The 11,443-nt window shown below is 60.3% G+C and carries 9 protein-coding genes; 5 read left to right on the forward strand and 4 right to left on the reverse strand.

What is annotated here, in order from left to right:
- Positions 1-489, reverse strand: coding sequence for a TIGR00645 family protein (locus tag NTD80_RS24860; RefSeq protein WP_010206662.1), 489 nt, complete (start codon positions 487-489; stop codon positions 1-3).
- A gap of 163 nt (positions 490-652) precedes the next feature.
- Here NTD80_RS24860 and NTD80_RS24865 point away from each other — a divergent pair, with 163 nt between their 5' ends.
- Complete coding sequence (locus NTD80_RS24865; RefSeq protein WP_262135331.1) at positions 653-2,476, forward strand: hypothetical protein; 1,824 nt, start codon at positions 653-655, stop codon at positions 2,474-2,476.
- Between the two features lie 5 nt (positions 2,477-2,481).
- On the opposite strand, the gene NTD80_RS24870 is transcribed toward NTD80_RS24865, so the two are convergent.
- Complete coding sequence (locus NTD80_RS24870) at positions 2,482-2,799, reverse strand: hypothetical protein (RefSeq protein WP_262135332.1); 318 nt, start codon at positions 2,797-2,799, stop codon at positions 2,482-2,484.
- A gap of 868 nt (positions 2,800-3,667) precedes the next feature.
- Positions 3,668-6,106, reverse strand: a complete 2,439-nt coding sequence (locus NTD80_RS24875; protein WP_065910214.1) for a Lon protease family protein — start codon at positions 6,104-6,106, stop codon at positions 3,668-3,670.
- Between the two features lie 267 nt (positions 6,107-6,373).
- On the opposite strand from NTD80_RS24875, the gene NTD80_RS24880 reads away from it, so the two are divergent.
- The 4 genes from NTD80_RS24880 (at position 6,374) to NTD80_RS24895 (ending at position 9,943) form a co-directional block, all read left to right on the forward strand.
- Entirely contained in the window at positions 6,374-6,862 is a 489-nt protein-coding gene (locus NTD80_RS24880; RefSeq protein WP_016973832.1) for a DUF3015 domain-containing protein, read from the forward strand.
- A gap of 91 nt (positions 6,863-6,953) precedes the next feature.
- Entirely contained in the window at positions 6,954-8,807 is a 1,854-nt protein-coding gene (locus NTD80_RS24885; RefSeq protein ID WP_262135333.1) for a DUF4105 domain-containing protein, read from the forward strand.
- Between the two features lie 203 nt (positions 8,808-9,010).
- Positions 9,011-9,367: a hypothetical protein gene (locus NTD80_RS24890; RefSeq protein ID WP_120450011.1), complete on the forward strand. Its 357-nt coding sequence runs from the start codon at positions 9,011-9,013 to the stop codon at positions 9,365-9,367.
- A gap of 87 nt (positions 9,368-9,454) precedes the next feature.
- Positions 9,455-9,943, forward strand: coding sequence for a GreA/GreB family elongation factor (locus NTD80_RS24895; protein ID WP_065910209.1), 489 nt, complete (start codon positions 9,455-9,457; stop codon positions 9,941-9,943).
- Here NTD80_RS24895 and gdhA read toward each other — a convergent pair.
- Positions 9,940-11,277: an NADP-specific glutamate dehydrogenase gene (gene gdhA, locus NTD80_RS24900; protein ID WP_262135334.1), complete on the reverse strand. Its 1,338-nt coding sequence runs from the start codon at positions 11,275-11,277 to the stop codon at positions 9,940-9,942. The genes NTD80_RS24895 and gdhA overlap by 4 nt on opposite strands.
- Positions 11,278-11,443: the final 166 nt, after the last annotated feature.

Consider the following 11,443-nt stretch of genomic DNA (forward strand, 5'->3'; position numbering starts at 1 on the left):
TCAGTGCTTGGTGACCTTGTCCAGGTAACCCATGGCAAACGCCGAGACCACGAAGGTCATGTGGATGATCACGTACCACATCAGGTGTTGCGGATCGACGTTCTTGGCGTCCATGAAGATGCGCAGCAGGTGGATCGAGGAAATCGCCACGATGGACGCCGCGACTTTCATCTTCAGCGACGAAGAGTCCATGGTGCCCAGCCAGTTGAGCTTTTCCTTGTTGTCGTCGATGTCCAGCTGCGAGACGAAGTTCTCGTAGCCGGAAATCATCACCATCACCAGCAAGCCACCGACCAGGGCCATGTCGATCAACGACAGCAGCACCAGGATCAGCTCGGACTCGGCCATCGAGAACACGCTCGGCAGCAAGTGAATCACTTCCTGGAAAAATTTCAGCGCCAGCGCCAGCAACCCGAGGGACAAGCCGAAATAGATCGGCGCCAGCAGCCAGCGCGAGGCGTACATAGCATTTTCGATAAAGCGTTCCATTGGATCTCACACAGCTTGGCTAAAAATGGCGGCGAGTATACCAGCCGCTACCAAACACCTGTAACCGCGAGAAAACTGACCTGTGCGGCATCTGTAAGAGAATTTTTCTGCTAGTGTCGAGCCCATCAACTCGGCTCCATGACGTCGGACAGGAAGAATGCAGATGATGGATGTGCGATCCCCTTTGGCCAGTCTCGGCCTGTGCGCGGCATTGCTGCTGGCCAGCGGCTGCTCTCCCAGCGATGAGCAGAAGCAGACCACCCTCGAAGAGAAAACCGCAAAATTCGAACACTCCCTCGACAGCATCCAGGACCCCAAACTGCGCGACGCCATCGCCGACCTCGGCGGCTCGCTGCTGTTGCTGGAACGAGCGCGGGTCAAACTTGCGACCAAGCCCATCGAAGCCGAATATGGCGAAGACAGCCTGGCCCTGCTCAAGCATTACCCCACGCCACAGGCGCTGGTGGACACCTACATCAATGGCCTGTTCGTGCTGCGCAAGGCTTCTCATTCCGACTACCTGACGGATCTGCAGCCGGTCTTCCCGTTCAACTTCAACACCCCCGAGCAATTCCCCTTTCCCCATGGCCTGGAGTGGCAGTCGGTCACCTTGAGCAACAACAAGGTCGTGCCGTTTCAGCCCGAATGGTCGGAAACCGATCCGGGCATCCAGCTGAGCCCCAGCAGCTCCAACCTGACCAACCCGGATGACCTGACGGTGACCTACCCGTTCATCGATGGCATCGAGACAGAAAACAAAAGCCAGCCGCAGCCGGTCCGCCTCAAAGGTACGGTGGAAGTGGTCGCGCCGGGCAAAGTGCTGACGTTCGACCTGTCGAAAAAGGACGTGGGCCACAAGCGCACCGAAGGCAATATCACGGTCAACCTGGTGCTTCTGGAAAAAAACTACGCCGAGATCGAGCTGACCAACAGCCAACCGCTGGCGCCGGAAGTCGGCGACGAGTCGCCCAACCCCCTGCTGGTGCAGGCACGCGACAGCACCGGGCAATTCCTCACACGCTCCGGCTCAATCAACGAAAGCGCCGCGCAAGTCGAGTTCTACGAGAAGCAACTGGCCGAGATGCAAAAGCAGAAGGCCTGGTCGGATGCGTTTGAAAAACAGCTGACCGATGAGCAGAAAGCCTTCGAACACAAGCAGACCAGCCATTACGCCAAGGTGTATTTCAATGGCCTGATCGACAACCTGCAGATCAACGTGCTGGATTTCTCCACGGCCACGCTCACTCGCAAGGACCTCGACCTGCCGGTTCAGCGCTTCGACAAGAACAGCCTGGAAAAGACCGTCCAAGCCTTGCCCATGCCGGTCACCGTGTATGACGACGGTGCCGCCAGCTGGCTCAAGGACGCGACCATGACTGAGGATCAACTGAAAAACAGCGTCACCATCAGCCAGTCCGTCGAAGACGCCAGCGCCGCACATATCGTGTTCGACCATCCGTTTACGTTCAATGACGACCTGGTCGGCAGCGAGCGCAACAGCAGCGAATCACCGGTAACCTTCTTCACCGCTGACGACAAAGGTGAACGCGGCGAGCCGATCGAGTTGCCCACCGAAGCGTTTGAACTGAACCCGGCGCGCGGCACCCTCACCTACGACCTCAACCTGTTCCCGGAAAACCCGGCGTACGTCGTGGGCTCGATTCCGCTGTTTTTGGCCACCATCCAAAAGGCTGAGATTGACGTCGCCAGGCTGCCCAAGGGGCTGTCGCTCAAGGACAACGCGCTGATTGTCGACCAGAAGGAATTCCCCGCCGACAGCTGGCGCTTCTACGCCAAGGACGCGAGCGGCAACTATCTCAAGGAAATTCTCGGCGTGAGCCACCGCGCCGAGGAATACGGCACGGCGATGTTTGATGTGCATTACTTCTACGGCCAGCCCGCTACGCTGGAAAGCTACCAGCGCACCGACCTGAACACCGTGCAGTACGGCTTTGAGGTCAAGTTGGACAAGCCCGAGAGCAAGTAATCCGGCTAAAGCGCCAGGCGCTCGTGCCCACCGTTGAGTTGCCGCAGATGGGCCTGCAGGTGCAGGCACCAGATCTGCGGGTCATCCGCCAGTTCATAGCCGTGCAGGGTCAGGCTTTCGACAATCGATTGCAGAATGGTTTCGGCGACGAAGGGCCCATGAAACGGGCCCTGGGACTTGATGGTGGAAGGCTGCTCGCCAGTCATTCCGGCAGCAAACAGCAGGGTCCACATCCCGTTATCCCCCGCGAGAGGGCGAATGGAGCATTCGATACGGGTGACCAGGCCCAGGCATTGGCGGGTAAGGCAAAGGTTGCGCGGCATGGCGGCGACCCTCGGTAGATCGGTGTTCAACCTCAGCCGATGGCGAGGCTGTTTCTATCCAGCGACTCCTGTGGATATCCCTTGATCAGAGAATAGAATAAAACCAGTGCAAACCAAGGTTGTAGGGACCAACGGGCGTTGGGCCCCTATAGACGAGTCAAAAATGTGGCGATTTTATCGGTGTCCCAAGCCGCCGTTGTTCCGGTGCGGAAGCAAGTATCGAGTTCAGCGAGGCTGCGAAGGCGGCGGTATTGCTGGTATTTTCTGCGCCTGGGACACCGCTTTCGCAGCCTCGCTAAAGCTCGACAACTCCCACAGAGGATTGCGGCGTCGGCCTGATTTCAATCCACTGGGTGATCGCAACATCCGGCGCGACGCAGCCCAAGTGTAGGAGCTGTCGAGCCCCGGCGAGGCTGCGAAGGCGGCGGCATGGCTGGCATTTTCTGCGCCTGAGACACCGCTTTCGCAGCCTCGCTACAGCTCGACAGCTCCTACAGGGGGTTGGCGGTGTCGGCCTTATTTCAATCCCCTGTGTGATCGCAATATCCGACGCGACGCAGCCCAAGTGTAGGAGCTGTCGAGCCCCAGCGAGGCTGCGAAGGCGGCGGCATTGCTGGCACTTTCTTCGCCAGGCACACCGCTTTCGCAGCCTCGCTAAAGCTCGACAGCTCCTACAGGGGGTTGGCAAAGCCGTCCTTATTTCAATCTCTGGGTGATCGCAATATCCGGCGCGACGAAGCCCAAGTGTGGGAGATGTCGAGCCCCGGCGAGGCTGCGAAGGCGGCGGCATTGCTGGCATTTTCTTCGCCAGGCACACCGTCATCGCAGGCAAGCCAGCCCCCACATTAATCGCGCTTCAACAGGACAATCAGGTCGGTTTGGCTTCGGCCAAGGCCTGTTGCGCCAGCTCCTTCTCCGCTTCTTTCAAGTCGTCTTCACTGATCATCTCGGCAATCGCACGCAACCGCTCGACCACGCGCGCATTGACCGTACCTTCCGGGAACTGGCCTTCTGCGTCCGGCTCACCGGCGTCCTCGCCCACCAGCAGGCTCAGCGCTTCATCCGCCTGGCGCACCGCATAGATGTGGAATTGTCCATCGCGCACGGCCTGCAACACCTTCTCGTCGAGCATCAGCGTGGCGACGTTGGCCTGGGGAATGATCGCGCCCTGTTCGCCGGTCAAACCGCGGGCTTCGCACAGGCGGAAGAAGCCTTCGATCTTCTCGTTGACCCCACCCACCGCCTGCACTTCACCGAACTGGTTGATCGAGCCGGTGATCGCAAAGCACTGCTTGAGCGGCGTCTTCGACAACGCCGAGATCAAGGTGCAGGCCTCGCCCAGCGACGCGCTGTCACCGTCCACGTAACCGTAGGACTGCTCCAGCGCGATACTCGCGGAGATCGCCAGCGGGAATTCCTGGGCATAACGGCTGCCCAGGTAACCGGTGAGGATCATCACGCCCTTGGAGTGGATCGGCTGCCCGAGGTTGACTTCACGCTCGATGTCGACAATGCCGCTGCCGCCCGGATACACCGTGGCGGAAATCCGCGCCGGCACACCGAATGCCGAATCCCCCACTTCCAGGACTGTCAGCCCGTTGCACTTGCCGACCGCCGCGCCAGCGGTGTCGATCAGGATCACCCCGGCGAGCATGTCGTCGAGAATCCGCGCCGACACACGTCCCGTCCGCGTGGCCTTGGCCTTGAGCGCGCGTTCGATGTGGCCGGCATCCGTCATCTCGTCGCCGGCCAGGTGCCGGATAAAGTCCGCCTCGCTGACCAACTGGAACAAGTCGCCGATACGCGCCGACAAGCGCCCCTGATGTTCCGCCAGTCGGGCGCTGTAGGTCGCCAGGCGCGCAACCGCGTCGGAGGTCAGCGGCGCCATGCCCTCTTCCGAGGTGCGAGTCTTGAGCAACTGGGCAAACTGCTCCAGGCTCTCGTCGACCATCGGGATGTCTTCGTCGAAATCCACCAGTACCCGGAACATCTCCTGGAAGTCCGGATCGGCGTCCTGCAGCGCGTAGTACAACTGGCGCGAACCGATGATGATCACCTTGACCTGCAACGGGATCATTTGCGGGTTGAGGGTCACGGTGGCCAGGCGCCCCAGCTCGCCCAGCGGCGATTCCATCTTCAGCTTGCGCGACTGCAGCGAACGCTTGAGGGCGTCCCATACAAACGGCTCGCCGAGCATTTTCTCGGCTTCCAGGATCAGGAAGCCGCCGTTGGCCCGATGCAAGGCGCCCGGGCGCAGCTGGCGATAAGTCGTGTACAGCGCGCCCTGGTCGGTGCTGTATTCGATACGGCCGAACAGGTTGTCGTAGGTCGGGTGCGGCTCGAATACCACCGGCGCGCCGCCGTTGACCGGATGGCCGACCACCAGGCTTGGGCAGTACTGCTCTTCCAGCAGTTTGCGCGCCTGGGCGTCGGTCTTCGCGTCGTCGACCAACTGCTCGACCACGGTTTTGAGCAGGTACACCTGCATGGCTTGCAGGTAACCACAGACCGCGGCGTTTTCCGCGTACTTTTCCGACAGCGGTGCGAGCAAAGGCTGCAGCGCCAGGGTGATGGTTTCTTCGTTGAACTGGCGCAGCTGGTTATTGGACTCGCGCTTCCACTGCGGCAGGCTCGCGAGTTCTTCGTTAAGACGCTCCTCCAGCTCGGAAATATCCGTGTGGAAGCGCTCGCGATCGGCTTCCGGCAACTGCGAAAACTCCGCCTCGTCCAGCGCCTTGCCGTCGAGCATCGGGGTAAACGCGATGTTGGTGCTGTCACGGTACAGCGCCACGTCCTTTTCCAGGGCCAGGCGCTCGATCACGTCCAGGGCCTTGTCGTAGCGCTGGTTGAAGGCACGGTCGATAGCGCTTTTGCGCTGTTGATAAGTCGGGTGTTCGAACACCGCCGGGAAGGTCGCGACCAGGTTATCCACCAGGCCATTGATATCGGCAATGAACGCCGCCGCCGCGCCGCCTGGCAATTCCAGGGCACGCGGTTCGCGCGGCTCATCGAAATTATTCACGTAGACCCAGTCCGCCGGGGTCTGCAGGCGCTTGCCTTCGGCTTTCAGGTAGCGTTTGACGAACGAAAAGCGGCCGGTGCCCGGCTCGCCCATGACAAACACGTTGTAACCGGGGCGTGGCATGGCCACACCGAACTGCAAGGCTTCAACCGCACGTTCCTGGCCAAGCACACCGCGAAAGGGCTCCAAATCATTGGTGGTCGAGAAGCTGAACTGTTCAGCGGAGAAAGGGCGAGTCAGCGCTTCGGGCGCTAGACGCAAGCTGGCAGCAACAGGATCAGGCATCGGGCTTCCTTACATCAGGCGGGGCAGATGACGGCATTCTGGCTCCCGGTTACGCGCTATGGCAAGGCGCGCCTGTGGGAAAGCATAGACGCGGGATGCGTCCTACAAAAAAAACGCGACAACGCTGATTGTTTTATAAAAACACACGGAACCCTTGGAACGTGCCTAAACTCCAAACTGCGCGGGTTGGACTAATAACCGATCCCTAGGGCGCTACGAAGTGCCTGAACCCTTGTCCATTGGTTTGCACACAAAGAGAACAAAGCTATGAAACGGATCCTTCTTGGTACTCTCTTCACCGTTGTCTCCCTCAATGCCATGGCTGAAGCACCAGGTGGCCCGAACTGCGGTTGGGGCAACATGTTGTTTGAAGGCCAGCGCGGTACTCCAGCGCACTTCCTGGCTTCTACTACCAACGGTACCTCCGGTAACGCCACCTTCGGCATGACCTCGGGCACCAACGGTTGCAGCACCAACAGCGCCCTGACCTACGGCGGCAAATCGTGGATTGCCATGAATGGCATGATGAACGAGCTGTCCGAAGACATGGCCAAAGGCAATGGCGAAGCACTGACCACCTACGCGGTGGTACTGGGCGTTGCACCGGAAGATCGCGAGCACTTCGCGGCCGTTACCCATGAGCACTTCCAGCAGATCTTCAGCAAAGCTGACGTGACCGCTGACGACGTGCACAACAACACCCTGGCTGTACTGAAAAGCGATGCCCGTCTGGCGAAATACGCAACCCAGGCTTAAGCTCGACCCGCCCGCGCCTCTCGAGGCGCGGGTTTTAATTTTTGGACCCGCCCCCCTTTGGGTCTCACTTTTTCCGACTTAAGTTGCCCCTATGCTCAAACGCTTTGCCTGGCTGGCACTCTTCGCTTGCGCCCCGCTGTTCGCGGCCCCGCATCTTGATGATCAACGTTTGCAGCAATTGGCCAACGACCCGTTCTGGTTGTCCCTGGGCCACTACGAAGCCGGCAAGATCAGCGGCTGGCGCAGCTATGTCAGCGACAAGAAGTTCTTCCTCGCCCCCGATGGCGCCCACCACCCGGACGCGGAACTCAAGGCCACCGTCGATGCGCTGTACCTGCCGGCCAGCCTCGGTGAGAAACACGCCCAATGCGTTTACCCCGCACGTACCCGCTGGCTCAAGGATCAGTTGCACCTGACCGACCTGCCCGCCGTGGACTGCAAAGAATTCAAGCAATGGTTCAAGGACGTCGCGCCCCACAGCGCGGTCATGATCTTCCCGGCGGCGTACCTCAACAGCCCGTCGTCGATGTTCGGCCACACTCTGCTGCGCATCGACCAGGCGGACGTGCAAAGCAACAACACCGCCCTGCTCAGCTACGCGATCAACTTCGGCGCCTACATCGAAGGCTCGGACAACAGCATCCTCTACGCCTGGAAAGGCCTGATGGGCGGCTACCCCGGCCTGTTCGCCCTGGTGCCCTACCAGGAAAAACTCTCCGAGTACCGTAGCCTGGAGAACCGTGACCTGTGGGAATACCGTCTGAACCTGACCCAGGTCGAGACCGAGCGCATGGTCGAACATGTGTGGGAACTCAAGCAGATCCAGTTCGACTATTTCTTCTTCGACGAAAACTGCTCCTATCGCCTGCTGGAACTGTTGCAAGTGGCGCGCCCTGGCCTGCGCCTGACCGAGCAATTCCCGCTCACGGCCATCCCCACCGACACGGTCAAGGCGGTAAAAGACGCGGGCCTGGTCGAGAAAATCGACTATCGCCCGTCCCGTGAGCGTGAACTGCTGGAGCGCGCCAAACCGCTGGACAGCGACGAGCAGCAATGGGTATTGAAGGTCAGCGACGACCAGAAACAATTGCAGGAGCCCGCCTTCAAAGCCCTGCCCCGTGACCGACAAGCCCTGATCATCGACGCCGCCTATCGCCTCGGCCGCTACCGCGCCAACGGCCTGGAACGCGACACCGAACGCTCCCAGCGCAGCTTCGAACTGCTGCGGGCGATCAACCAGAATCCCGCGCCCGACCTGAAAATCGTCCCGCCTGGCTTGCCGGAAAACGGCCATGAATCGCGCACCTGGCAAGCCGGTATCGGTACCCGTGGCGACAAGGCGTTCGGTGAATACGGCCTGCGCATGGCCTATCACGACCTCAATGACAACGCCGAGGGCTTCCCTCTTGGCGCGCAGATCGAGATCCTGCAGATGAAACTGCGCCAGTACGAGGGCAATCACTGGCAACTGCAGCAACTGGACCTGGCGACGATTCGCTCGCTGACCCCGCGCAATGCCTTGCTGCAGCCGTGGTCATGGCAAGTCACCGGCGGCCTGGAGCGCGTCCCCGGCAAGCACGACGACGAAACCCTGGTCGCCCACGTCAACGGCGGCGCCGGCGGCACCTGGCAACTGAGCGACGACATGCTCGGCTTCGCCCTCGGCACCGTGCGCGTGGAACACAACAACGACTTCAGCGAAGCCATCTCGCCGGCAGCCGGTTTCAACACCGGCGTACTGTGGAAAAACCCGCTGGGCAACCTGAGCCTGGAAGCCAAGGGCGATTTCTTCACCAACGGTGAAGTGCGCCGCAGCCTCAGCCTCAACCAGCAGTGGGAACTGTCCCGCAACCTCGGCCTGCGCCTGAGCGCCCAGCGCGAGTACAGCCACCTGTCGACGCCGGTCAATGAAGTGATGCTCGAAGTGAAGTGGTATCACTACTGACCAGAAGCTGGCGATGATCAAAATGTGGGAGCCGGGCTTGCCCGCGATAGCGGTGTATCAGCAACCGCCAGGCTGACTGACACACCGTCATCGCGGGCACGTTTTGGATTCGCCCACGTCTTTCTCACCTCCCTTTCACACCTCCCCGACAAATCCCCTTCTAGACTCTCCCTATCAGCCGTGAAACGGCCAGGGAGTACGCCATGTGGCGGTATGCGCTAATGCTGTGTGCGGTGGTGTGGCTGGCGGGTTGCCAATCCACTCACCAGGAGTTGTTGGCCAAGGGTTATCCACCGGCGTTTGCCGACGGTTTTGATGATGGTTGCAGCAGTGGTCGCCAGGCCGCTGGGGTGATCACCGGGGAGTTTCGCAAGAATGTGCCGCGCTACTTGAAAGACCGCCAATACGCCGAGGGCTGGGAGGATGGTTTTCGTCAGTGCAAGGCCATGCGAGAGAACGAAGAGTTGCGCGACTACAAGGACAATCACTGGGATGACCGCGAACGTGCGTGGCAGCAGGAGAAAGACAAAGACGCAGCCAGGGCGTATCGCTCGCAATAGGTCTGCGTCGACCTTACCGGCGGATACGCAGGACATGGGAACGATCGTGCGGCGAACATGGCCCAACCTCCATAGGAGGAGCATGTCATGAGCCGAGCTTTCGTAAACGAAGATAACGCTGCCGCCCAAGCCGATCAGCCGGTGGAGCGCCAGGTCAGCGAGCAACCCAATCGCCTCACCGCGCAAGGGTTGGCGCAGTTACAGGCCAAAGTCGCGCAGTTGCAGCACGAATACAGCCTCGAGTCTGCCAAAGACGATAAGCAGCGCCAGGCCGATCTCGAGCGCGATCTGCGCTACTTCAATCAGCGCGTGCAGAGCGCCCAAGTGGTGCCACCGGCCAAATCTACCGACAAGGTGCAGATCGGCAATTGGGTCACCTTTGCCAACGAGCAGGACGAGCAGCAGCGCATCCAATTAGTCGGTGAAGACCAGGCCGACGCCACCGCCAACCTGATCAACTGGGGCTCGCCGCTGGGCCGCGCGTTACTCGGTGCCCAGGTCGGCGACGAAGTGCTGTGGAAGCGCCCCGTCGGCGATCAGTTGATCGAAGTGCTGGTGATCGAACCCGAGGCCTAGACGATGCCTTGCGCGAGCATCGCATCGGCGACTTTGACGAAGCCCGCGATGTTCGCGCCCTTCACATAGTTGATCCGACCGTTTTCCTCGCCGTAATGCACGCAGGCATGGTGGATCGACTGCATGATGTTGTGCAGCTTGCTGTCCACCTCACCGGCAGTCCACAGCAGGCGCATGGCGTTCTGCGACATTTCCAGGCCGCTGACGGCCACGCCGCCGGCATTGGACGCCTTGCCCGGCGCGAACAGAATGCCCGCCTCGATGAAGATATCCACCGCCGCCAACGTGGTCGGCATGTTGGCGCCTTCGGCCACGCAGATGCAGCCGTTGCGCAGCAGGGTGCGGGCCGCTTCGGCGTCGAGTTCGTTCTGCGTCGCGCAGGGCAGCGCGATATCGCAGGCCAGCTCCCAAGGGGTCTTGCCTTTGCGGAACTCCAGGCCAAAACGCTCGGCCAGCTCGCTGATACGGCCGCGCTGTACGTTTTTCAGTTCGAGCAGGGCCGACCATTGCTCTTCGGTCAAACCGCTTTCGGCGTACAAGGTGCCTTCGGAATCGGAAAGCGAAACCACCTTGCCGCCCAGGTCCATCAACTTGCGCGCCGCGTATTGCGCCACGTTGCCGGAGCCGGAAACGGCCACGCGCTTGCCTTCGACCCGCTGGCCATTGCGCTTGAGCATTTCCTCAGCGAAGTACACACAGCCGAACCCGGTGGCTTCCGGGCGGATCAGGCTGCCGCCGTAGGTCATACCCTTGCCGGTCAGCACTGAGGTGAACTGGTTGCTCAGGCGCTTGTACTGGCCAAACAGGAAACCGATTTCACGGGCGCCCACGCCAATATCACCGGCCGGCACGTCCACGTCGGCGCCGATATGGCGGTACAACTCGCTCATGAAGGCCTGGCAAAAGCGCATGACTTCGGCGTCGCTCTTGCCCTTGGGATCGAAGTCCGAACCGCCCTTGCCGCCGCCCATGGGCAAGGAAGTCAAGGAATTCTTGAAGGTCTGCTCGAAGGCGAGGAATTTGAGTACGCCCAGGTTCACCGACGGGTGGAAGCGCAGGCCGCCCTTGTAGGGGCCGATGGCGCTGTTCATCTGGATGCGAAAACCGCGATTGACCTGGACCTTGCCATGATCATCCACCCACGAGACCCGGAAGGTAATCGCGCGCTCCGGCTCGCAGATGCGCTCCAGGATGCCCGAGGTCAGGTAATGGGGGTTGGCTTCAAGAAACGGCCACAAGCTGCGTAGGACTTCTTCTACCGCCTGGTGGAATTCCGGCTGGTCGGGGTCGCGTTTCTTGAGGCGCGAAAGGAAGGATTCAACGGATTCGATCATGAAAAGTCTCGGCAAATTTATTGTCGTTAAAGGAGATTTGTCCCGGACTTTATCAATTCATGTCGCACCGCGACAGGGCGAAATGTCGCTTTTGTGAATTTAAATGGTGCATTAGATATAAATACAGGCGGTTTTTGCACCTTAATGAGGATTTCAATCCAGGCTT

The organism is Pseudomonas sp. 13B_2.1_Bac1 (assembly GCF_025466155.1).
In the GTDB taxonomy this organism is placed as follows: domain Bacteria; phylum Pseudomonadota; class Gammaproteobacteria; order Pseudomonadales; family Pseudomonadaceae; genus Aquipseudomonas; species Aquipseudomonas aylmerensis.

Excerpts from the sequence above, each read along its gene's own strand:
- NTD80_RS24895 (WP_065910209.1), top strand. The coding sequence starts at position 9,455 with ATGAGCCGAGCTTTCGTAAACGAAGATAACGCTGCCGCCCAAGCCGAT.
- NTD80_RS24880 (WP_016973832.1), top strand. The coding sequence starts at position 6,374 with ATGAAACGGATCCTTCTTGGTACTCTCTTCACCGTTGTCTCCCTCAAT.
- NTD80_RS24875 (WP_065910214.1), bottom strand. The coding sequence starts at position 6,106 with ATGCCTGATCCTGTTGCTGCCAGCTTGCGTCTAGCGCCCGAAGCGCTG.
- NTD80_RS24890 (WP_120450011.1), top strand. The coding sequence starts at position 9,011 with ATGTGGCGGTATGCGCTAATGCTGTGTGCGGTGGTGTGGCTGGCGGGT.
- NTD80_RS24860 (WP_010206662.1), bottom strand. The coding sequence starts at position 489 with ATGGAACGCTTTATCGAAAATGCTATGTACGCCTCGCGCTGGCTGCTG.
- gdhA (WP_262135334.1), bottom strand. The coding sequence starts at position 11,277 with ATGATCGAATCCGTTGAATCCTTCCTTTCGCGCCTCAAGAAACGCGAC.
- NTD80_RS24865 (WP_262135331.1), top strand. The coding sequence starts at position 653 with ATGATGGATGTGCGATCCCCTTTGGCCAGTCTCGGCCTGTGCGCGGCA.
- NTD80_RS24870 (WP_262135332.1), bottom strand. The coding sequence starts at position 2,799 with ATGCCGCGCAACCTTTGCCTTACCCGCCAATGCCTGGGCCTGGTCACC.
- NTD80_RS24885 (WP_262135333.1), top strand. The coding sequence starts at position 6,954 with ATGCTCAAACGCTTTGCCTGGCTGGCACTCTTCGCTTGCGCCCCGCTG.